The 22962-nt window shown below is 73.8% G+C and carries 15 protein-coding genes; 7 read left to right on the forward strand and 8 right to left on the reverse strand.

Annotated elements, in window-relative coordinates:
- Positions 1 to 106 precede the first annotated feature (106 nt).
- The 3 genes from ITJ48_RS00385 to ITJ48_RS00395 form a co-directional block, all read right to left on the reverse strand.
- Entirely contained in the window at positions 107 to 1888 is a 1782-nt protein-coding gene (locus tag ITJ48_RS00385) for a DEAD/DEAH box helicase (RefSeq protein ID WP_194611990.1), read from the reverse strand.
- A gap of 80 nt (positions 1889 to 1968) precedes the next feature.
- Positions 1969 to 3798 (reverse strand): threonine/serine exporter ThrE family protein, encoded by a 1830-nt coding sequence (locus ITJ48_RS00390; RefSeq protein ID WP_228506170.1) that lies wholly within the window; start codon positions 3796 to 3798, stop codon positions 1969 to 1971.
- Between the two features lie 10 nt (positions 3799 to 3808).
- The gene (locus tag ITJ48_RS00395) at positions 3809 to 4465 is read right to left on the reverse strand and encodes a T6SS immunity protein Tdi1 domain-containing protein (RefSeq protein WP_228506171.1); all 657 of its coding nucleotides are present in this window, start codon (positions 4463 to 4465) and stop codon (positions 3809 to 3811) included.
- A gap of 122 nt (positions 4466 to 4587) precedes the next feature.
- On the opposite strand from ITJ48_RS00395, the gene ITJ48_RS00400 reads away from it, so the two are divergent.
- Positions 4588 to 5736 carry an SDR family oxidoreductase gene (locus ITJ48_RS00400; RefSeq protein ID WP_194611991.1) on the forward strand — a complete coding sequence of 383 codons (1149 nt, stop codon included), beginning with the start codon at positions 4588 to 4590 and terminating at the stop codon, positions 5734 to 5736.
- A 188-nt stretch (positions 5737 to 5924) separates the two neighbouring features.
- Here ITJ48_RS00400 and ITJ48_RS00405 read toward each other — a convergent pair whose 3' ends face one another.
- Both ITJ48_RS00405 and ITJ48_RS00410 read right to left on the reverse strand, forming a co-directional pair.
- Positions 5925 to 6320, reverse strand: coding sequence for a hypothetical protein (locus tag ITJ48_RS00405; RefSeq protein ID WP_194611992.1), 396 nt, complete (start codon positions 6318 to 6320; stop codon positions 5925 to 5927).
- A gap of 83 nt (positions 6321 to 6403) precedes the next feature.
- Positions 6404 to 10027 (reverse strand): DEAD/DEAH box helicase, encoded by a 3624-nt coding sequence (locus ITJ48_RS00410; RefSeq protein ID WP_194611993.1) that lies wholly within the window; start codon positions 10025 to 10027, stop codon positions 6404 to 6406.
- Between the two features lie 195 nt (positions 10028 to 10222).
- Here ITJ48_RS00410 and ITJ48_RS00415 point away from each other — a divergent pair, with 195 nt between their 5' ends.
- Positions 10223 to 11080 carry an HAD family phosphatase gene (locus ITJ48_RS00415; RefSeq protein WP_194611994.1) on the forward strand — a complete coding sequence of 286 codons (858 nt, stop codon included), beginning with the start codon at positions 10223 to 10225 and terminating at the stop codon, positions 11078 to 11080.
- On the forward strand, positions 11077 to 13584 hold the full coding sequence (locus tag ITJ48_RS00420) for a glycoside hydrolase family 65 protein (RefSeq protein WP_194611995.1): 2508 nt from the start codon (positions 11077 to 11079) through the stop codon (positions 13582 to 13584). Before ITJ48_RS00415 ends, ITJ48_RS00420 begins: the two co-directional genes overlap by 4 nt.
- A gap of 120 nt (positions 13585 to 13704) precedes the next feature.
- Here ITJ48_RS00420 and ITJ48_RS00425 read toward each other — a convergent pair whose 3' ends face one another.
- A complete protein-coding gene (locus ITJ48_RS00425) occupies positions 13705 to 14061 on the reverse strand; it encodes a hypothetical protein (RefSeq protein ID WP_192168974.1) in 357 nt (118 codons plus the stop codon).
- Between the two features lie 48 nt (positions 14062 to 14109).
- Between ITJ48_RS00425 and ITJ48_RS00430 the strand changes: the two genes are divergently transcribed.
- The gene (locus tag ITJ48_RS00430) at positions 14110 to 14394 is read left to right on the forward strand and encodes a hypothetical protein (RefSeq protein ID WP_192041525.1); all 285 of its coding nucleotides are present in this window, start codon (positions 14110 to 14112) and stop codon (positions 14392 to 14394) included.
- Positions 14395 to 14520: 126 nt separating this feature from the next.
- Positions 14521 to 16146: a molybdopterin-dependent oxidoreductase gene (locus ITJ48_RS00435; protein WP_370544705.1), complete on the forward strand. Its 1626-nt coding sequence runs from the start codon at positions 14521 to 14523 to the stop codon at positions 16144 to 16146.
- Positions 16147 to 16199: 53 nt separating this feature from the next.
- On the opposite strand, the gene ITJ48_RS00440 is transcribed toward ITJ48_RS00435, so the two are convergent.
- The gene (locus ITJ48_RS00440; RefSeq protein WP_194611996.1) at positions 16200 to 18338 is read right to left on the reverse strand and encodes an ATP-dependent DNA helicase RecQ; all 2139 of its coding nucleotides are present in this window, start codon (positions 18336 to 18338) and stop codon (positions 16200 to 16202) included.
- A gap of 12 nt (positions 18339 to 18350) precedes the next feature.
- The gene (locus tag ITJ48_RS00445) at positions 18351 to 19898 is read right to left on the reverse strand and encodes a PucR family transcriptional regulator (RefSeq protein WP_194611997.1); all 1548 of its coding nucleotides are present in this window, start codon (positions 19896 to 19898) and stop codon (positions 18351 to 18353) included.
- Positions 19899 to 20019: 121 nt separating this feature from the next.
- On the opposite strand from ITJ48_RS00445, the gene gabT reads away from it, so the two are divergent.
- Complete coding sequence (gabT, locus tag ITJ48_RS00450) at positions 20020 to 21375, forward strand: 4-aminobutyrate--2-oxoglutarate transaminase (protein ID WP_194611998.1); 1356 nt, start codon at positions 20020 to 20022, stop codon at positions 21373 to 21375.
- Entirely contained in the window at positions 21375 to 22904 is a 1530-nt protein-coding gene (locus ITJ48_RS00455) for an NAD-dependent succinate-semialdehyde dehydrogenase (RefSeq protein ID WP_194611999.1), read from the forward strand. The genes gabT and ITJ48_RS00455 overlap by 1 nt, the downstream gene beginning before the upstream one ends.
- The last annotated feature ends 58 nt before the right edge of the window (positions 22905 to 22962 follow it).

Below are 22962 nucleotides of genomic sequence, written 5' to 3' on the forward strand. Positions count from 1 at the left end.
GAAAAGGGACAAAACGCCCTCGGGCCCGAAGGTATTTTGTCCCTTTACGCGTGGTCAGCGCAGCGCAGCCGCAGCCGCAGCCGCGCCCGCGGCCGGCGGCCGGCGGCTAGTAGCGGGGCTTGCGGTCGCGGTCGCCGTCGCGACGGGGCGCGCCGCCGCTGCGACGGTCGGGCTTGATCTCGATCAGCGTGCCGCTGATGCGGGTGTCGGCCAGGCGGTCGAGCATGTCTCGGCTGATGTCCGAGGCGAGCTCGACGATCGAGAAGTCGGGGCGGATCTGGATCGCTCCGAAGTCGTCCCGGCTGAGGCCGCCTTCGTTGGCGAGGGCGCCGACGATCTGACGGGGCTCGACGCGCTGGCGACGGCCGACCTCGATGCGGTAGGCGGTCATCGGCTTCGAGGTGCGGGGGCCGCGCTCGGCACGGTCGCCGCGGTCGGTACGTCCGCCACGGTCGTCGCGCGACCCGGAGCCTGCGCCGCGGTCGTCGCGGGCCGGTCGGTCGTCCCGACGGGCGGGACGCTCATCGGCAGGGTCGAGCAGCAGGGGCGTCTCGCCCTGGGCGACGACGGCGAGTGCGGCGGCGACGTCGGCCTCGGGCACGTCGTGGTGCTCGACGTAGTGGCCGATGATGTCGCGGAACGCGCTGATCCGTGCCTCCTGGTTCAGCGCCTCCGTGATCTGGTCGTCGAAGCGCGCGAGGCGCGTGACGTTCACGTCCTCGAGGGTGGGCAGCTGCATCTGCGTGAGCGGCTGTCGCGTCGCCTTCTCGATGGCGCCGAGGAGGCGGCGCTCACGGGGGGTGACGAAGCTGATCGCCGCGCCGCTGCGGCCGGCACGGCCCGTGCGGCCGATGCGGTGCACGTACGACTCGGTGTCGATCGGCAGGTCGTAGTTGACGACGTGCGTGATGCGGTCGACGTCGAGGCCGCGGGCGGCGACGTCGGTCGCGACGAGGATGTCGAGCTTGCCGCTCTTGAGCTGGCCGACCGTGCGCTCGCGCTGGGCCTGGGCCACGTCGCCGCTGATCGCGGCGGCGGTGTAGCCGCGGGCGCGCAGCTTCTCGGCGAGGGTCTCGGTCTCGCTCTTGGTGCGGACGAAGATGATCATGCCCTCGAAGGCCTCGACCTCGAGGATGCGCGTGAGGGCGTCGACCTTCTGCGGGTACGAGACCATCAGGTAGCGCTGCGAGGTGTTGACCGAGGTGGTGGTCTTCGCCTTGACCGTGATCTCTTCGGCGTCGTTGAGGTACTGCTTCGAGATGCGGCGGATCTGGGGCGGCATCGTCGCGGAGAAGAGCGCGACCTGCTTGTCGTCGGGGGTGTCGGCGAGGATCGTCTCGACGTCCTCCGCGAAGCCCATCTTGAGCATCTCGTCGGCCTCGTCGAGCACGAGGTACTTCAGCTCGCTCAGGTCGAGGGTGCCCTTGGCCAGGTGGTCCATGATGCGGCCGGGCGTGCCGACGACGACGTGGACGCCGCGGCGCAGCGCGCTCAGCTGGACGCCGTAGGCCTGGCCGCCGTAGACGGGCAGCACGTGGACGCCGCGCATGCCGCTGGCGAACTGCTCGAACGCCTCGCAGACCTGCAGGGCCAGCTCGCGCGTCGGCGAGAGGACGAGCGCCTGGGGCTTCTTGGCCGAGACGTCGAGGCGCGACAGGATCGGCAGCGCGAACGCCGCCGTCTTTCCGGTGCCGGTCTGGGCCAGGCCGACGACGTCGCGTCCGCCGAGCAGGGTGGGGATGGTGGCCGCCTGGATGGCGGAAGGGGTCTCGTAGCCGATCTCCTTGATCGCCTTGAGCACCTGGTCGCTCAGACCCAGGTCCGAGAACGTCGGACCGATCTCGGGTGCATCGGCGTCGATCGTGTCGTTCTCGGTGGTGTCGCTCATCCTTCTAGGGTAGAGGACTACGCGGGCTCCCACGGCCGCTCGGCGCGGGCGGGTCGCCGAGACGTGCCCGGCGGGTCGGGTCAGGCGCCGCCGGTCGGGCTGGCCGAACCACCCGAGCTTGCCGAGCCCGTCGTCCCCGGCGCCGGCGTCTGCGGGCCGACGATGCTGATCGGCGAGGTGTCGAGCCGCTCGGACTGCACGACGACGCGCTTCACCCGGCGTCGCAGCGAGCGCCGCGCGCCGGGGGTGGCCAGCAGGCTGCCGAGCACCAGGCCGGCGCCGATGGCGAGCGTCGTCGAGACGGAGCCGACCACGTCGAGCGCCGCGCCGCCCGTGCCCGCCATGACGTTCAGCAGCGCCGAGGCGACGGCGAGCGACGGCAGGAGCGAGCCGCAGAAGGCGGGCACGGCGATGGCGGTCGCCGAGACGCGCAGGCGCGCCGCGATGACGGTGCTGAGCGCCCCGAGCAGGGTGGCCACCAGGAACGTCGCGCCGAGCAGGGGCACCTCGAGCTGCTTCAGGCACCACAGGGTGACGGTGCCGACGAGCGCGACGCCGATCGCGACCGGCACGACGCGGGCGTTGGCCCCCTGCGTGACGGCCGTCGCCGACGCGGCGAAGAAGGTCGTGACGAGGAGGAGCCAGATCGGCAGGGTCCGGAGCGTGATGTCGGTCGGGTCGACCTCGATCGACAGGCCGGAGGTGAGGGCCAGCCCGCCGGGGATGCCCACGGCGATCCCCGCCACGATCAAGGCGATGATCAGCGCCCGGGACAACGCCATCGCGCGGAAGCCCGAGATGGCGTCCTGGGCCCAGGTGACGATCGTCACGTGGGGCAGGATCAGCACCACCACGGCCGCCACCATCGCGGCGGCGCTGCCGGCGCCGACCGCGCCCGCCCAGATCGCGAGCGACCCCACGGCGGCGACGCTCGCCGACTGCAGGGCGACGATGAAGAAGTTCGGGATGCCCTTGCGGGTGAGCCAGCGCCCGAGGACCATCGCGCCGACCATCAGGACGAAGGCGCCCGCCGCGCCGGCGAGCGAGCCGCCGGCCTGCAGCGAGACGGAGACGCCGAAGAGGCCCATGGCCGCGTCCGTGATCCAGGTCGGCCAGCGCGGGGGAGAGCGCAGCACCGTCACCAGCCCCTCGACCGCGCTCGTCATGTCGCGCTCGTCGTGCAGCAGCTCGTCGACGATCTGGTAGACGAGCGAGAGCCGGTGCAGGTCGCTGCCCTCGGCCGCGACGACGCGCATCTTCACGAGCGGCGGGCCCTCGAGGGGCGTGTACTGCACCGTGATCGCGGTGCCCGTGATGTCGAGCTCGAGCGGGGCGAGGTTCCACTTCGTGCCGACCGCGACGATCGCGACCTCGACCGTGCGGACGTCGGCGCCCGAGGCGAGCATCACCTCGCCGAGGTCGAGGCAGAAGTCGACGATCTGACGCGGCGAGTAGAGGTCGCCGAGGTGGCCGTGGGCCGGCGTCGTGCCCTCGTAGATCGTGCCGCGCAGCCGGGCGCGGACGTCGCGCATCTCCTGCGCGTCGACCCGACGACGGCGCACCCGCGCCGGACGCGGTGCCGAGGGCGTCTTGGGCGCCCCCCGCCCCGACGCCTTGGCCGGGGCCTTCGGCGGCGTCCGGTAGGTGGGGATCCAGGGAGCCGCGGGGTCCCGGGTCGTCCCCGGCACCTCCTGGTGCGTGCCGGCGGCGCTGCCGCCTGTCCTGTCGGTCGCGGCGCTCGGGGCGCCGCCGTGAGCAGCCACGTCGGCCTCAGGTCCTGCCTCGGGAGCAGCGGCTCGTCTCGGTGGCGGGTCGTACGCCCGCGGGCCGTCGGCGAAGCCGGGCGTGCCCGCCCGGGTCGGCGTCCCGTCGCGGTCGGCAGGTCGGTCGGAGGCGGGGCGTTCGGACATCGGGACGAGTCTAGGCAGGCGCGCCCGGCGAGTCGCTGCGACCGTCGGCGACCGGCGCGTCCCCCGCGGACTCGGCCTGCGCCTCCTGCGCCCGCTGCCGGGCGAACATCTGCGGGACGATCCTGAGGAACGTCCAGACGTCGCCGCGGTCGTAGCTGTCGGGCGACTCGTCGCCCCCGAGGAACGGGTACGGCACGGGCACGTACACCTGGTCGGGGCCGAGGGGGCCCGTGCGGCGGGCGACCTCGTCGAGGTGGGGGCGGCGGAGGACGAACTCGTCGAAGCCCTCGTCGGACAGGACCATGGCGTCGAAGTGCTCGAGGGAGTCGAAGCGGCCGTAGTCCTTGAAGGCGTCGCGGAACGGGTGCAGCACCCCGAAGGTGCCCTGCCGCCGGTCGTGGAGGAACACGTGCCCCAGGTGCGAGTAGCCGACGACGTCGGTGTACGAGCGGTGCAGCCCCTCCCAGCCGGGCAGGTCGGCGACGGGGCGGGGCGACGGCAGGAGGTGGTAGCCGGGCGAGCCGGCCGGGGACTCGGGCGCCGTGGGCCCGGCCGGGGGCTCGGGGGCCGGTTCCCGAGCGGGCTCGGGCTCGGGGACGGGCGCGTTCTCGGGTGCGACCGCGGTGTCCTGCGGGCTCGTCGTCGAGCGCCGGAACGGGTTCCTCATTCGCGTGAGCATAGGGCGGCCCGGCTCGCCAGTCGAGAGCTGACGAGAACTCAGGAGGCGGATGGCCGGTGCGCGGGACCGACCGACGGGAATGCACGGCCGCCGTCGCGGTTGCACCACGGATGAGCTCTGCCGACACAGCCCGCCCGTCCGACCCGACCGCCGACTCCTCTGGTCTCCCCTCGGCCTCCCCGACCGACGCCGCTCCGCGCACCGCGCTCGTGGTCGGCGCCAGCGGCATCACCGGCACCGCGTTGGTCGAGCGCCTCACGGCGGACGGCTGGGACGTCCTCGCGCTGTCGCGCCGCGCCTCCTCGGCTCCCGGCGTCCGCGGCATCGCGGCCGACCTGCGCAGCGCTGAAAGCCTGCAGGAGGCGCTGGCCGGCGAACGCCCCACCCACGTCTTCTTCACGGCCTGGTCGCGCCAGGAGACCGAGGCCGAGAACATCGCGGTCAACGCGGGCATGGTCCGCGACCTGCTCGCCGCCCTGGCGCACGCGCCGGTGCAGCACGTCGCGCTGGTCACCGGCCTGAAGCACTACCTCGGCCCGTTCGAGTCCTACGCCGCGGGCGAGATGCCCGACACGCCCTTCCACGAGGAGGAGCCGCGCCTCGACACCCCGAACTTCTACTACGCGCAGGAGGACGAGGTCTTCGTCGCCGCCGCGCGTCAGGGCTTCACCTGGTCGGTGCACCGTTCGCACACGGTGATCGGCTACGCCGTCGGCAACGCGATGAACATGGGCCTCACCATCGCCGCCGCCGCCGCGCTGAGCCGCGAGCACGGGCTGCCGTTCGTGTTCCCGGGCAGCGAGACGCAGTGGAACTCCCTCACCGACATGACCGACGCCGGCCTGCTCGCCGACCACATGGTCTGGGCGTCGACCGACCCCGCCGGCGCGGACGAGCCGTTCAACGTCGTCAACGGCGACGTGTTCCGCTGGCGCTGGATGTGGCCCCGCCTCGCCGCGCACCTCGGCGTGGACGCGGCGCTGGTCTCCGGGCCTTCCGGCGCACCGCAGCCGCTCGAGGTGCAGATGACCGGTCGCGAGGACGACTGGGCGGCGCTCGCTGCACGTCACGGCCTCGTCGAGCCCGACCTGGCACGCGTCGCGTCGTGGTGGCACACCGACGCCGACCTCGGCCGCGAGATGGAGGTCGTCACCGACATGGGCAAGAGCCGCGAGGCCGGTTTCGTCGGGTTCCGCCGCACGGAGCGCGCGTTCACCGAGCTCTTCGACCGGTACCGCGCCGCACGCCTGGTGCCGTAGCGCGGCTGCGCCGCGCCCGCAGACTCCCGTACGGGACATCGGCCCAGGCCGCTAGCCCGCTGGAGGACAGCAAATGCCGACCACGCGGCCCGCAATAGTGGTTCTTCCGGGTGTGTGAAGCCAGATGCGGTGCCGAGGGTCGGCATTTGCGGAAGACGGGGCTGGATCGAGGAGGCGCGGGTCGCGAGCTAGGGGAGGCGCGGGTCGTCCGCCGGGCCGTCGGACGCGTCGTCGACGCGGGGGGCACCTTCCGCGAGGGGCACGTCGTCCGCGTGGGCGAGGATCGACTGTGCCGTGGCGCCGAGCACCACGGTGGCGTCGACTCCGCGCGCCTCGGCAAGGGCGGCGCTGAGGCCGGCCGCGAGGCTGCCTCCGGCGGCTCCCAGGGTCGAGACGACCGCCTCCTGCTGCTCGGTCAGCGGCTCGTCGGCCTGCTCGGCGATGACCTCGCGCAGGTTGTCGTCGCTGGCGTCGAGCGCCTCGTCGTCGCCCTGCGTGATGGCGGCGGCCTGGGACACGATCGCGAGTGCGAGCTCTGCGGCGTCGCGCTCGGGCGTGCGGTCGGTCGGTGTCGTGTCGTCCATGCGGCGACCGTACGCCGCACTCGCGAGCGATCGTCAGGCAGCTCGGAGGCAGCGCGCGTCCGGCGTCTCGGAGGCAGCGCGTGTCAGGCGTCGAGCAGGCCGCGGATGTCGTCCGCGGTGAGCGACGAGCTGAAGACGGCGTCGTCGTCGACGACCGCGTCGAAGAGGGCGGCCTTCTTGCGGCTGAGCGCGAGGACCTTCTCCTCGATCGTGTCGTTCGCGATCATCCGGTAGACCATCACCCGCTTCGTCTGGCCGATGCGGTGGGCACGGTCGACCGCCTGCGACTCGGCGGCGGGGTTCCACCACGGGTCGAGCACGAAGACGTAGTCGGCCTCGGTCAGGTTGAGGCCGACCCCGCCGGCCTTGAGGCTGATGAGGAACACCGGCGACCCGCCCGAGCGGAACCGCTCGATCACGTCGGCCCGGCGCCTCGTCGACCCGTCGAGGTACTCGTGGGTGACCCCCCTCTCGGCGAGTCGGTCGGCGACGCGCGACAGGAACGACGTGAACTGGCTGAACACGAGCGCACGATGGCCGCCGGCGACGACGTCGTCGATCTCGTCGAGCAGCTGGTCGAGCTTCGCCGAGGGCACGTCGTCGTAGGCAGGGTCGATCAGCACCGCGTCGAGCGCGAGCATCCGCAGCAGGGTCAGCGAGCGGAACACGATGAACCGGTTGCGGTCGAGGTCGTCGATGAGGTCGAGCAGCTTGAGGCGCTCCCGCTGCAGGAACGCGTCGTACAGCTCTCGGTGCGCCGGCGCCAGGTCGACGCGGAGCACCTGTTCCTGCTTCTCGGGCAGCTCGGGTGCCACGAGCTCCTTCGTGCGCCTCAGCATGAGCGGCCGGATCCGACGCCGCAGCGCCTGCAGCAGCTCGGGACGCTCACCCGTCGCGATGGGCTTCAGCCAGTCGTCCGAGAAGCGGACGCTCGTCGAGAGCAGCCCGGGCGCGACGATGCGGAACAGCGCCCAGAGGTCCATCAGGCCGTTCTCGAGCGGGGTGCCCGTGATGGCGATCGTCACCGGCACGTCGAGGTCGACGGCGCAGCGGTGCGCCTGCGACTGCGGGTTCTTCACGTTCTGGGCCTCGTCGAGCACCAGCGCCGCCCAGGAGTGCGCGGAGTACGCCGCGAAGTCGAGACGGAACAACGCGTAGGAGGTGACCACGACGTCGGCCTCGGCCGCCGCCCCCCGCAGGCCCCCGCGGCTCTTCGCCTCGGTCTCGGTGATCGTGTGGACCGTGAGGCCCGGGGTGAAGCGAGCAGCCTCGGACGCCCAGCCCGACACGACGGAGGTGGGGGCGACGACGAGGAACGGGGCAGGTGTCGGGGCGTCGGGCGAGTCGTCGCCGGGGGAGTCGCCGCCGGAGGAGCCGATCCTCGCTGCCGCTGACGCTGCCGCTGCCGCTGCCGCCGCCTCGGTCTCGCGGACGTGCGCGACCAGCGCGAGCGTCTGCAGCGTCTTGCCGAGCCCCATGTCGTCGGCGAGGACGCCGCCGAGCCCGTGCTCGTACAGGAACGCCAGCCAGCGGAAGCCCTCGAGCTGGTAGGGCCGGAGCGTGGCCGTCACCGATGCGGGGACCGACACCGAGGAGGCAGCGGCCACGACGCCGGCAGAGCCACGGTCACCGTGGTCGGCGCCCTCAGCGCCGTCGGCACCCTCGGCCGCATCGGCCAGCGCGAGCAGCCCGCCCACCGTCCGCCGCCAGCTCTCGGCCTGCACGGTCGCGTCGGCGAGGTCGTCGAACTCGGCCCAGAGCCCGGCCTGGTAACGGCTGATGCGCGGCGTCTCCACCTCCCACTCGTGGAGCGAGGTCGCCTCGTCGATCAGGCGCTTGAGCTCGTCGAAGGCCGGGTGCGTCAGCGAGAGGTACGACTTGTCGACGAGCAGCATCTTGCGCTGCCGCTTGGCCAGCGCCGTGAGCAGCGGGACGAACGGCACGGTGCGCCCCTCGATCGTGACGAGCACGCCGAGGTCGAACCAGTCGCGCTTGTCGGTCTCGATCGTCGTCACGGTCAGGTGCGGCGCCTCCGTGAGCTCGCGGTAGTCGGGGCGCTCCCCGACGACGTCGACGCGGACGTCGCGTCGAGCCTCGAGGTCGGGGAGGCGCGCGTGCGCGAACTCGGCCGCCGCGACCCCGCGGAGCCTCGTTCCCCGGGCGGGGACGCCCCACGACTCGACGTCGGGCACGACGACCCCGGGCGCCGGCGCCGCCGAGCCGAGGGGCACGACGCGGCCTGCGACCTCCCAGTGCCAGGCGAGAGTGAGGCTGTCGCCCGTGCCGAACGTGGCCGTCAGCACGAGCTGCGGCGGCAGCACCTCGGGGAACACGACCGAGTCGTCGCTGCTCGTCACCGCCACGGCCTGCTGCAGCGAGGGATAGAAGTCGCGGAGGAACTCGTCCGCGTCGGCGGCGGGCACGACGACCTCGCGCGCCGACGTCAGCAGCCGTCGTTGCTCGTCGCCGAGCGGCACCGGCGTCGGGGCGAGCACGATCGACAAGGAGGGGCCGGGCGTCACGAGGTAGACGCCGTGGTCGGCCACCGTGCCTGTGTCGTCGCTCGTGCGCAGCGCGCCGTCGACCGTCACGCCCGCCACGAGGACGAGGCCCCCGTCGTCGTCGCGTCGAGCGTCGACGCTCACGCGGGCGCTCGCGGCGACGGCGACGTCGGTGCTCCGCTTGCCCGTCACCAGGGCGATCCCGAGCCGGTCGGCCTCGTCGAGCAGGGGCCAGAGCAGCGGACTGGAGAAGTCGTCGAGCATCAACCAGTCGCTCTCGCCCGGCACGTAGGCCGCGTGCACCGAGCGGTGCAGGGCCGCGAACTGGCCGAACCAGGCGTGCACGTCGGCCGCGATCTGCAACCGGTTCATCTGGTAAGGCAGCGACGTCCAGGTGAGGTCGCCCCGCACCCAGTTGCCCGTGCGGCTGAGGCTGACCGGTCGCACCCCGAGACGCCAGGAGGCGCCCGCCGGCCCACTGAGGGAGGCGCCCGTCGCCAGCCCGCCCGCGCTCGGTCCGCCCCGGCCCAGCCCGCCCGAGGCCCGGTCGTGCGCGTCGACGAGCGGTGCGGGCGAGGGGGCGTCCCACCGGCTGCGCGAGGGCCGTGCCCGCGGTCGACGCTCGAAGAGGAGGCCCATCCGGGTGGTGCGGGCGTCGACCGGCCGCGGCGGATCGGTGAGCTGCGACAGGCGCGAACGCCAGTCAGAGGAGGAGGAAGAGGAAGTGGAGGCTAGACCCGTGCCGGGGCCGGCCGCGGTCGAGATCGCGGCCCCTGCGGCAGCGCCGGGGGAGGCGACCGTCTCGTCGCCGCCGGCGACGCCCGTCGACCAGCCCGCGCCTCCTGCGGTCGAGGCCGTCTGCACGAGCCCGGCCCCGGGCGTCAGCACCCTGGCGTTGTTGGCCAGCAGTGCGGCGGCGACGTGCTTGCAGTCGCCGCCGAGCGGGCAGCTGCACTCGCTGCTCGTGGGGCGACCGTGCTCGCCCCGGCCCGGGGCGAGGACGACGCGGCACCGGTAGGGCGCGGCAACGCTGCCGCGCACCTCGGCCGTGAGCGCCTGCCCCTCGACGTCCCACGAGGAGGAGAGGACGTGGTCGTCCCTCGCGTACTCCTTGGCGCGGGAGAAAGCGCGAGGCCCGACCAGGCGGATGACGTCGACGGCGTCGACCAGGGGCGCGGGTGCACCGGGCTCCGGGGACGCGTTCATGACCCCATGCTGTCAGGTGCCGACGACATCGACGCCGTCCTCGTCCAGGCCTCGGCGCGCCCGGTCGGCGGTGCCCTGCGCGCCTCGTCGCCGACGAGCTCGCCCTGGTGCCAGACTTGTGACGCACCACGGGCCGTCGTCGCCCCGGGGCGCTCCGAACGCCTCTGACCGACCCCCTCCTCCAAGGATCTGTGCATGGCCTCCACCCTCCCGCGCGACGCGTCCCGCCTCGGCGAGCTCGGCGCGCTCCTCTTCGACCTCGACGGCGTGCTCACGCCCACGGCCGAGGTGCACATGCGCGCCTGGTCCCGCCTCTTCAACGACTGGTTCTCGGCGCACGGGCTGGACCCGTACACCGACGCCGACTACTTCGAGCACGTCGACGGGCGCCCCCGCTACGACGGCGTCCGCGCGATGCTCGCCGCACGCGGCGTCGAGCTGCCCGAGGGCACGGACGACGACAGCCCGGACGCCGAGACCGTGCGCGGCCTCGGCAACCGCAAGAACGCCGTCTTCGCGGCCGAGCTGGACGAGAACGGCGTCGAGCCCTACCCGGGCAGCGTCGAGTTCCTCGACCGCGCGATCGCCCTGGGCGTGAGGGTCGCCGTCGTGTCCAGCTCGCGCAACGCCGTGCCGGTGCTCGTGGCCGCGGGCCTTCGCGACCGCTTCGACGTCATCGTCGACGGCGCGGTGGCCGCGGCTGAGGGCATCACGGGCAAGCCCGCCCCCGACACCTACCTCGAGGGCGCACGCCGACTCGGCCTCACGGCCGCGGACTGCGTCGTCGTCGAGGACGCGACGAGCGGGGTCGAGGCCGGCCGTGCCGGCTCGTTCGGCCTCGTGCTCGGGGTCGACCGGGGCACGGGCCGCGACGCCCTGCTCCGCTCCGGCGCCGACGTGGTCGTCGACGACCTGCAGGAGGTGGTGGCCGCGCTCGGCTCGGCCCGCGCCTCCTCGACGCCCGACCCGGCCCGCACGGGCACGAACAGCACCACCGACACGACCAGCACCACCGACACGACCAGCACCGAGACCCCCGAGGCACAGCCGTGAACCACATCACCTCCGACCCGCTCGACCGCCACCGGTTCCCCGTCGACGAATGGGCGCTCGTCGAGGACGAGTACGCCCAGGGCGACGAAGGCGTCACCGAGACGATCTTCGCCGTCGGCAACGGCTACCTCGGCCTGCGCGGCAACCCCGACGAGGGCCGGGGCGGCCACTCGTTCGGCACCTACGTGAACGGGTTCCACGAGACGTGGCCCATCCGCCACGCCGAGGAGGCGTTCGGCTTCGCCCGGGTCGGCCAGACGATCGTCAACGTGCCCGACGCGAAGGTCATCCGGCTCTACGTCGACGACGAGCCCTTCGTGCTGTTCGAGGCCGACATCCTGCGGCACTGCCGCCGGCTCGACTTCCAGGACGGCGTCCTCAGCCGTGAGGTCGAGTGGCGCACGCCGTCGGGCAAGCGCGTGCTCGTGACGAGCCGCCGGCTCGTCAGCCTCGAGGACCGCCACCTCGCGGTCATCGACTACGAGGTCACCGTGCTCGACGCCGACGCGTCGCTGCTGATCTCGAGCCAGATCCTCAACCGCCAGGACATGGGCGACGAGTACCACGCGGGCATGCGCGCGGCGGCCGACGCCTTCGACCCGCGCCGGGCCGAGTCGTTCGAGGAGCGCGTGCTTCAGCCCGTGGTGGCCCGCAACGGCGGTGCCCGCGCGGTGCTCGGCTACCGCACGACGAACTCGGGCATGACCATCGCGGTCGGCGCCGACCACCTGATGGAGACGGACAACGAGTGGGACGAGTCGTCGTCGATCGACGACGACCTCTCGAAGCACGTCTACCGGGTGCGGGCCAAGGCCGGCGTGCCCGTGCGGATGATCAAGACGGTGACGTACCACACGAGCCGCGGCGTGCCCCCGCGCGAGCTCGCCGACCGCTGCGACCGCACGCTCGACCGCGCCGCGGAGGAGCCGCCCCAGGCGATGTTCGACAAGCAGCGCGCCTGGCTCGACGACTACTGGGCCCGGACCGACGTCGTCGTCGGGGGCCAGCCCGAGATCCAGCAGGCCGTGCGCTGGAACCTGTTCCAGCTCGCCCAGGCCACGGCGCGCACCGACGGCCAGGGCATCGCGGCCAAGGGCGTGACCGGTTCCGGCTACGGCGGCCACTACTTCTGGGACACCGAGATCTACGTGCTCCCGTTCCTCACCTACACGGCCCCGAACGTCGCTCGGAACGCGCTGCGCTTCCGCCTGGGCATGCTCGACGCGGCCCGGGACCGGGCGGGCGAGCTGAACCAGCGCGGGGCGCTCTTCCCGTGGCGGACCATCAACGGCCTGGAGTCGTCGGCCTACTACGCGGCGGGCACCGCGCAGTACCACATCGACGCGGACATCAGCCACGCCCTGAGCCAGTACGTGCAGGCCACGGGCGACCTCGACTTCATGGAGCGCGGCGGGGTCGACATCCTCGTCGAGACCGCCCGCCTCTGGGCCGACCTCGGCTTCTGGCGCTCCAACGGCGACCAGCGGTTCCACATCGACGGCGTCACGGGCCCCGACGAGTACACGACGGTCGTCGACGACAACCTCTACACGAACGTGATGGCGCGAGCGAACCTCCGGGCCGCGGTCCGCTACGTGGCGAGGCTCGCCGAGGAGTCGCCGGTCGCCCACGAGCGGATGGTCGCCCGACTCGGGCTCGACGACGACGAGATCGTCGGGTGGCAGCTCGCGGCCGAGGCGATGGAGATCCCCTACGACGAGCACCGCGGCATCCACCCGCAGGACGCGCAGTTCCTCGACAAGGAGCTGTGGGACCTCGACGCCACGCCCGCCAACAAGCGCCCCCTGCTGCTGCACTACCACCCGCTGGTGATCTACCGGTTCCAGGTGCTCAAGCAGGCCGACGTCGTGCTCGCGCTGTTCCTCCAGGGCGACGAGTTCACGGCCGAGCAGAAGCTGCGCGACTTCGAGTACTACGACGCCCTGACGACGGGCGACTCGACCCTCTCGGGCGTCGTCCAGTCGATCATCGCGGCCGAGGTGGGGCACCACCAGCTCTCGATGCAGTACTTCCTGTCGTCGCTCTACGTCGACCTCGCCGACCTGCACCGCAACACGGCCGACGGCGTCCACGTCGCGTCGACCGGCGGCATCTGGAGCGCCCTGGTCAACGGCTACGGCGGCATGCGCGACTACCTCGGCGGCATCAGCTTCGACCCGCGCCTGCCCGCCGACTGGGAGGAGCTCACGTTCCGCCTCACGGTCAAGGGCAGCCGCCTCCGCGTCGAGCTGGCCGCCGACGAGATCGTGTTCACCGTCGAGGACGGCGAGGGCCTGACGGTCAGCGTCCGAGGCGAGACCGTCGAGGTGCCGAGCGATCGCCCGGTGCGCGTCGCGCTCGACGACCAGGGGCCCCGCATCACGACGAGGGTGCCGACGACGAGCGACCTGCGCGGGCTGGTCCGGGCCGACGGCTCGGTCATCACGGCGTCGATCCCGACGATCAGCGCCGACCGGCACGACGACGACGAGGCCGCGTCGTAGCCCACCACCCGGCGCTCGACGTCCTCGGGAACGCGGCCGGCACCTTTTGGGAGGGGCCGGCCGTTCTCGGTCTCGGGGTCGGGCTTGGGGCGGCTCGGCTCCGCTGACAAGGGCGAGGGGCTAGAAGGGCCCGGCCGCCGAGGCGATGGCGTCGAACAGCGCGATCGTGTCCGCGTCGCGCTTCTTGACGCTGACGCCGATGGTGCCGGCCGGCGCGTGCACCTCGCCGGAGACGCGGCTGCCCGCGCCCGCCTCCTCGAAGACGAGGTGGACGGTGTCGGCGTCGCTCGCCGTCGCCGAGCGGCGGATCAGCCGCGCGCCCTGCTCGTCGGCCGACGTGAACGAGAACGCGGGAGTCGACTGCACCGCGCGGCGCACGACGCCCGCCAGCAGCGACACCGGAAGCGATAGCTCCAAGGAGGCGCGGGTCACGTCTGCGTCGCCGGTCTCGACCTGGGGTGCTCGCTTCTCTGCCATGCGCCCGAGGCTACGGCACGTGCGCGCCGCGCCCGTAGGGTGGCAGCCATGAAGACGCTGTTCTACGCAGGCCAGGAACTGATCGTGACCGACGAGCTGGCCGAGGTGCTGCTCGCCGCCGCCATGGAGTTCAGCGACGACGACCGCACCTTCCGCGTGCCGGTCGCCGCGCGCCTCGGTGGCGTGGCCCACATGGCGCAGCTCGTGGTCGGCCCCGGCATCCCGCTGCTCGTCGTCGACGCGGACGACGACGTCGAGCCGGCCGCCGGGTCCGAGTCGTCCGTCGCGTTCATCGTCGAGCTGATGGAGAGCCTCGTCGACGACGACGAGTGACCGTTGAGTGACCGACGACCGCACGTGACCGCCGGCTGACGGCGGCCGGCAGCCGGCCGACGACGCATGCCCGGTCGCCTCGTCCGGCCCCAGCGGATCCCGAGCGGCGCCGCCTAGCCTGACGAGATGTCCGTGCGCCTCGAGTCACCCGCAGCCTCGAGCCGAGAGGCCGAGGGCATGACGACCCGCGCCTCCTCGGGTTGGGCCGCGGTCGCCGGCGTCGTCTCGGCGGCGGCCTTCCTCGCCTCGGCCGAGCTCGCCGCCGTCGTGACCGGCCCCGGCGGCAGCCCGCTCTACGCGGTCGGCTCCGCGGTGATCGACCTGGCGCCTCCCGTGGCCAAGGACACGATGGTCGCCCTCTTCGGCACCGGCGACAAGATCGCGCTCTTCACCCTGATGGGCGTGCTGCTCGCCGTCATCACGGCGGGCGCGGGCATCGCCGAGCTCCGTCGGCCCCCGGCCGGCAAGGTCGTCTTCGGCCTCGGGGGAGTGCTCGCGATGATCGCCGTGCTCACGCGTGCCGACTCGTCGAGCATCAACGGGGTGCCCACGGCCGTGGGCACGCTCGTCGCCCTGCTCCTCCTCACGGCGCTCGTCCGGAGGCTCTCCCGCTGGCAGGCGACCACCCGCGCCGGCTGGTCCGAGGCCTCGGTGCCTGCGCCGCCCCTCCGCGGCCCCGGCCTGGAGCGCCGCAGCTTCGTGCTGCTCGTGGGCGCCGCCGGTGCGGCCTCGGTGCTGCTCGGCACGGGTGCCCGTGCCTGGAACGCGACGCGGGCGAACGTGACGCAGCTGCGCGCGGCCCTGCGCCTGCCCGCCGCGGCGACCGCCGAGGAGGCGGTGCCCGCGGGCGCCTCGCTCGACGTCGACGGCCTCACGTCGTACATCACGCCGAACGACGAGTTCTACCGCATCGACACCGCCCTGCGGGTGCCCGGCATCGACCCGGCGGACTGGTCGCTGCGCATCCACGGCCTGGTCGACGAGGAGGTGGTGCTCACGTTCGAGGACGTGCTCGCCCTGCCCCTCGTCGAGCACACGGCCACGCTCAGCTGCGTCTCGAACGAGGTCGGGGGCACGCTGATCGGCACCGCGCTCTGGCTCGGCTACCCGCTCCGCGAGCTGCTCGCGCGGGCCCGGCCGCAGGCCGGCGCCGACATGGTGCTCTCCCGCAGCATCGACGGCTTCACCGCCGGCACGCCGCTCGAGGTGCTGCAGGACGACGACACGGAGGCGCTGCTCGCGATCGGCATGAACGGCCAGCCCCTGCCCCAGGAGCACGGGTTCCCCGCCCGCCTCGTCGTGCCCGGCCTCTTCGGCTACGTCTCGGCGACCAAGTGGGTGACCGAGCTCGAGGTGACCCGCTTCGCCGACGCCGAGGGCTACTGGACCCCCCGCGGCTGGGACGCCCTCGGCCCGGTCAAGCTCGAGTCGCGCATCGACGTGCCCGCCGCCGGGACGACCGTCGACGCCGGCACGGTCGCCGTCGCCGGAGTGGCCTGGCACCCGCACACCGGCGTCTCGCGCGTCGAGGTGCAGGTCGACGGAGGCGCGTGGGACGAGGCCGAGCTGGCGGAGTCGATCTCGCCCGACACCTGGGTGCAGTGGGTCTACCGCTGGTCGGCGTCGTCGGGCGGGCACACGCTGCGCGTGCGGGCGACGAGCGCCGACGGGACCGTCCAGTCGGAGACCGAGCTGCCGCCCGCGCCCAACGGCGCGGAGGGCTGGGACGAGCACGCGGTGTCGGTGCGCTGAGCCCGCTAGCCGACGGGCCCCGCCCGGCCCTCACGGCCCTCGACGGACGACCCTCAGCCCACGACGCCCAGCGAGAACGGCAGCACGGCCGACGCCCCCGCGCGGCGCAGCTCGCGCCCGGCGGTCGTCATCGTCCAGCGGCTGTCGACGAGGTCGTCGACGAGCAGCACGGGCCCGGACACCTGCGCCAGCGCGGCGGCCAGCTCGGGACCGACCTCGACCGCCTGCCACACGTCGGCGAGCCGGTAGACGCTGTTGCCGCCTCCTCCGCTGCCTCGACCGGCTGACGGTCGCGTCGGGGTGAGCGAGCCGAGCAGGGGGAGGCGCCCCACGGTGCTGATGGCCTCGGCGAGCGAGCCGACGAGCTGAGGGCGTGACGAGGACGGCATCGACACGACGCCGACCGGGCGTTCGGCCCACGGCCACTCCTTGAGCACGCGGACCACCCCGTCGAGCAGAGCCTTGGTCAGCGGGGCGTCCTCGGCACCGGCCGCGAAGACCTGGCGCAGCGTCGTGCCCCAGCCGAGGTCGGTGAGGCGGGCCAGGGCGCGGCCGGTCTCGACGCGCTCGCCCTCGGCGATCTTGCCCTTCGCGGGCACGCCGGCCCGGTCGGCGCCCGTCGGCCACTGGGCCCGGGGCTCGATCTCGACGCCGACCCGGTCGAGAGAGGTCGAGGCCGACGCGGCGGCCTCGCCGCCGATCTCGCTCGGGTACCAGGCGCCGGCGCAGACGTCGCACCGCCCGCAGGGCGCGGCAGCGGGGTCGTCGAGGTCGAGCTGGAGCATCTGCATGCGGCAGGTCGTGGCTCGCTCGTAGGCGATCATCGACTGCTGCTCGGCGACCCGGGCCTCGCCGATGCGCCCGTAGCGCTCGGCGTCGTAGACCCACGGCCGCCCGGTGCTGACCCAGCCGCCCTGCACGCGCGAGACGGCGCCGTCGACGTCGAGCACCTTGAGCATCAGCTCGAGCGGCGAGCGCTTGACGTCGACGCGGGCCTCGAGGGCCGGCGTCGACAGCGGCGTGTCGCCGAGCTCGGCGAGGACCGCCGACGCGCGGGCCTCGGACGGCATCGAGGCGGTCGCGAAGTACTGCCAGATCTCGGCGTCCTCCGTGCCCGGCAGCAGCAGCACGTCGGCGTTGTCGGTCGCGCGCCCCGCGCGGCCGATCTGCTGGTAGTAGGCGACGGGCGACGACGGCGCCCCGAGGTGCACCACGAAGCCGAGGTCGGGCTTGTCGAAGCCCATGCCGAGGGCGCTGGTCGCGACGAGCGCCTTGAGCTCGTTGCGCTTGAGCTGGCCCTCGAGCGCCTCCCTCTCTTCGTTGTCGGTGCGGCCCGAGTACGAACGCACCGCGTGCCCGGCCTCGCGGAGCAGGCGCGCCGTGTCGTCGGCCGCCGAGACGGTGAGCGTGTAGATGATGCCGCTGCCCGGCAGGTCGTCGAGGTGGCTGAGCAGCCAGCCGAGCCGGTCGCGCGACGTCGACAGCGTGAGCACCCCGAGACGCAGGGAGGCGCGGGCCAGCGAGCCGCGGATCGTCAGCACCTGGTCGTCCGGCCCTGCCGTCAGCTGCTCCTCGACGTCGGCGACGACCCGCTCGTTCGCGGTCGCCGTCGTCGCCAGCACGGGCACCGTCGTCGGCAGGGTGCGGATGAGGTCGGCGAGCCGACGGTAGTCGGGCCGGAAGTCGTGGCCCCAGTCGCTGATGCAGTGCGCCTCGTCGACGACGAGCATGCCGAGGCGGGCGACCAGCACCGGCAGCTGCTCGTCACGGAACCGCGGGTTGTTCAGGCGCTCGGGCGAGACGAGCAGCACGTCGACCTCGTCGGCGGCGAGGGCCTGCTGCACGTCGGACCACTCGTGCGCGTTCGCGGAGTTGACCGCGACGGCGCGCACGCCGGCACGGCTCGCCGCCGCCACCTGGTCGCGCATCAGCGCGAGGAGGGGCGAGACCAGCAGGGTCGGCCCGCCGCCCCGGCGTCGGAGCAGCAGCGTCGCGATGAAGTAGACGGCCGACTTGCCCCAGCCGGTGCGCTGCACCACGAGGGCGCGGCGGCGGTCGGCGACGAGCGCCCGGATCGCCTCGAGCTGGCCGTCGTGGAACACGGCGTCGTCACGGCCCGTCAGGGCCCGCAGCAGCTCGAGGGCCTCGGCGTCGATCTCGGTCGCGGTGCTGGCCGTGCTGCTCGTCGTCATCCCGCCATGCTGTCACGGGCCACCGTCAGCGAGGCCCGGCGCCGACGCCTGCGCCCGGCGCCCCGACGCCGGCCCCGCGCCCGCGGCCTGCAGCAGCGCCCACAGCTCGGCCCGCCCGGCGAAGCCGTCGAGCGGCAGCCCCAGGGCGGACTCGACCTTGGCCACCCGTGCGCGGAGGCTGTGGCGGTGCAGGCCGAGTCGGCGGGCGGCCGGGTCCCAGGCGCCGTTGTGCTCGAGCCACGTCCGGCAGCAGGCCAGCAGCTCGTGGCCGTCGGGCAGGGCGACCACGGGGGCGAGACGGGACGACGCGAGCTCGGCGGCCCCCTCCGACCAGAGCGCGGCCACGAGGCCGCCGGCCGCGAGGCTCGCCCAGGTGACCACCGCCTCCTCGGCCGACGTCGTCGCGACGGCGAGGGCGCGCTCGGCCTGTGCCGCGGCGCCGGCGAGGTGGTCGAGGTCGGTGACGTCCGAGACGCCGATCCGCAGGCCGTGGTCTACGGCAAGCGCGGGCAGGTCGACGGCGCCCTCGGCGGCGAGCACGGCGATCCTCCCGTCGACGAGGGCGACGAACACGTCGGGGCGGCCGGCGGCGAGCCGCTCGACGGCCTCGGTCGCGTGGTCGGGCGAGTCACGAGGAGGCGTGGCGAGGGCCACGACGACCGGTCCCGCCGCGATGCCCACCCCGACCGACCGCGTGATGGACCGTGCCACCTCGACCTGCCCGGCGACCAGCAGCGACCACACCTGCCGCCAGAGCTCGCGCTGCCCGCGCAGCCGGGCGACGTCGCGCTCGAGGGTGACCTCGGCGAGGGCGACGACGCTGGTGAGGACGGCCCGGGCCGCCGTGTCGAGCTCGGCGGGGGTGCGGACGGCGAGGACGCCGCGGAGGCCGTCGCGTCGCCCGAGGGTCTGCAGCGACACCACGGCGCCGGGGACGGTCACGGTGCTGCCGGCCCGGGCCCCGCGGCGCAGGAGCCGCGCGACCTCGGCCTCGACCTGCCGCTGGTCGCCCTGCCCCTGGTCGGCCGCGGCGTCCGTCCCGTGCAGCACGACCGACCCGCCGAGCTGCTCGCCGAGCACCCGCAGCACGGCGTCGAGCCCGCCGTCGCCGATGGCCGCCACGGAGACGGCGCGCTGGGCCCGCAGCGTCCAGCGGTCGCGGTCGCGCGCCTCCTCGGCCAGCTGGTCGGCCGCCCAGCGGGCGACGGCGATGAAGGGGGTGCGCCAGGGGACCTCGACGACGGGCACCCCGCGGGCGGAGGCGGCGAGCACGAGCTCGACGGGCGTGTCGGGCCGGTGCACGCCGGCGCCGAACCCGAGGGCGACCACGCCGGCGCCGACGACCCGCCCGACCCAGGCGTCGTAGTCGTCCCGCGTCGCGTCGGTCCGGAACTGGCTGCCGGTCGTGAGCAGCATGGTCGAGGCGGCGACGAAGGGCGACGGGTCGACCAGGTCCGAGCTGTGCACCCACGAGAGCGGCTCGTCGGTGCGCGTGGTCGGGTCGAGGAGGCGCAGCCCGAGGGGAGCCTGGCGGACGAGGGCTCGGACGGTGGGGCGCACGCGCCGAACCTAGCACCGGCCTGCCGATCTGGCAGGCACGAGGTGAACATGCGACGAACTGTCAGTCGAGGAGGTGCGCCCCGGCTCCCTAGAGTCGCCGCAACGTCGAAGGAGCGCCTGCATGTCGAGCACCACAGTCACCACCCCGCGCGGAGGTCCCAGCCTCGAGCAGCGCCGCCGTCTCGTCACCGAGGTGCCCGGCCCGCGCAGCCGCGAGCTGATGGAGCGCAAGCGCGGCGCGGTCGCCGCCGGCGTCGGCGTCTCGCTGCCCGTCTTCACGGAGGCGGCCGGCGGGGGAGTGCTCGTCGACGTCGACGGCAACACCCTGATCGACCTGGGCTCGGGCATCGCCGTGACGGGCGTCGGCAACTCGGCCCCCGGCGTCGTGGAGGCGGTCGTCGAGCAGGTGCAGCGCTTCACGCACTCCTGCTTCATGATCACGGCCTACGACGGCTACGTCGAGGTCTGCGAAGCCCTCAACCGGCTCACCCCCGGCGACCAGGACAAGCGCTCGGCGCTCTTCAACACCGGCGCGGAGGCGGTCGAGAACGCCGTCAAGATCGCGCGGTCGTACACGCGGAAGTCCGCCGTCGTGGCCTTCGACCACGCCTACCACGGCCGCACGAACCTGACGATGGCGCTCACCGCCAAGTCGATGCCCTACAAGAGCGGCTTCGGGCCCTTCGCCCCCGAGATCTACCGCGCCCCGCTGTCGTACCCGTACCGGGACGCCGGGCTCGACGGGCCGCAGGCCGCGGCGCGCGCGATCTCGCAGATCGAGAAGCAGGTCGGCGCCGCCAACCTCGCCGCCGTCGTCATCGAGCCGATCCAGGGCGAGGGCGGCTTCATCGTGCCGGCGCCCGGCTTCCTCCCCGCGATCGTCGCCTGGTGCCGCGAGAACGACGTCGTCTTCATCGCCGACGAGGTGCAGACCGGCTTCGCCCGGACCGGCCGCATGTTCGCCAGCGAGCACGAGGGCATCGTGCCCGACCTGGTCGTCACGGCGAAGGGCATCGCGGGCGGGCTGCCGCTCTCGGCCGTCACCGGCCGGGCCGAGATCATGGACGCGCCGCACGTCGGCGGCCTCGGCGGCACCTACGGGGGCAACCCGATCGCCTGCGCCGCGGCCCTCGCGGCCATCGAGTCGTTCGAGCACGACGGCCTCCTCGAGCGCGCGACTGCGATCGGCGACCTGCTGCTCGGCCGCCTGAACGAGCTGCAGCAGGGCGACCCGCGCATCGGCGACGTCCGGGGCCGCGGCGCGATGATCGCGGTCGAGCTCGTCGACCCGCTCACCGGCGAGCCCGACGCCGCGCTCACCGGCCGGGTCGCCGCCGCCTGCCACGCCCAGGGCGTCATCGTCCTCACCTGCGGCACGTTCGGCAACGTGATCCGGTTCCTGCCGCCGCTCGCCATCGACGACGCGCTGCTGCACGACGGCCTCGACGTCGTCGCCGCCGCACTCGGGTCGGCCTGATGACCGACGTGTCGACGGTCGCACGGACGACGCGGCCCGACGCCGCAGCGCTGCCCGGGTTCCCCGCGCACCTGGTCGCGCTCGTCCGAGAGGGCGGCGACGACGGTGCAGGCGGCGCCGCTGCCGCAGCCTCCGAGCTCGGCAGTGTCCCCGCCTTCCCCGTGCACGACCCGGCCACGGGCGAGGTCCTCGCGCTCGTCGCCGACCAGGGACCCGACGACGCGCTCTGCGCCCTCGACCGGGCGGTGGCCGCCGCCGACGAGTGGGCCGCCACGCCGCCGCGCGTCCGCGGGGAGACCCTGCGCCGGGCCTTCGACCTCCTCGTCGAGCGACGGGAGTCGTTCGCCCTGCTCATGTCGCTCGAGATGGGCAAGCCCCTGGCCGAGGCGCGCGGCGAGGTCGCCTACGGCGGCGAGTTCCTCCGCTGGTTCTCGGAGGAGGCGGTGCGCGTCCAGGGCCGGTACGGTCCCGTCCCCGAGGGCACCGGCACCATGATCGTCACGCACCGTCCCGTCGGGCCGAGCTACCTCGTCACCCCGTGGAACTTCCCGCTCGCCATGGCGACCCGCAAGATCGCGCCTGCCCTGGCGGCCGGCTGCACGGTCGTCGTCAAGCCGGCCGAGCTCACGCCGCTCACGACCATCGCGTTCGCGGAGCTGCTGCGCGAAGCCGGCGTCCCCGACGGCGTCGTCACCGTGCTGACCACGACGGACGCGGCCGGGGTGACCGGGCCCCTCCTCGCCGACCCGCGCCTCCGGAAGCTCTCGTTCACCGGCTCGACCGCCGTCGGCCGGGTGCTGATCGCGCAGGCCGCGGAGAACGTGCTGCGCACCTCGATGGAGCTCGGCGGGAACGCCCCCTTCGTCGTGATGGCCGACGCCGACCTCGACGCCGCCGTCGACGGGGCGATGCTGGCGAAGTTCCGCAACGGCGGTCAGGCCTGCACGGCCGCGAACCGCCTGCTGGTGCACGAACGGGTCGCCGACGAGTTCACGCGTCGCCTCGCCGAGCGCGTCGAGGCGATGGTGGTCGGGCCCGGCACCGCCGACGGGACGACCCTCGGCCCGCTGATCGACGACCGCGCCGTCGCGACCTGCGAGCGGCTCGTCGCCGACGCCGTGGCCCGGGGCGCGCGCGTCGTCACGGGCGGCTCGGCGATCGACGGCCCCGGCTCGTTCTTCGCGCCGACCGTGCTCGCCGACGTGCCCCGCGACGCCGACCTGATGCACCAGGAGATCTTCGGCCCGGTCGCCGCCGTCACGACGTTCCGCGACGAGGACGACGCCGTCCGGCTCGCCAACGACACCCCGTACGGCCTGGTCGCTTACCTGTTCACGACCGACCTGGCCTGTGGACGACGCATGCTCGGACGGCTCCGCACCGGCATGCTGGGCGTCAACACCGGGCTGGTCTCGAACGCCGCGGCCCCGTTCGGCGGGGTGGGGCACTCGGGCCTCGGGCGCGAGGGCGGCAGCGAGGGCATCCACGAGTACCTCGACACGACCTACGCGCTCCAGCCCGACGGCTGAGCCCGAGCCGACCAGCACCGCCCGACGCGACCCGACCAGCACGGCCCCGAGCACCACG

Source organism: Frigoribacterium sp. VKM Ac-2530, from assembly GCF_015350835.1.
Lineage (GTDB): Bacteria > Actinomycetota > Actinomycetes > Actinomycetales > Microbacteriaceae > Frigoribacterium.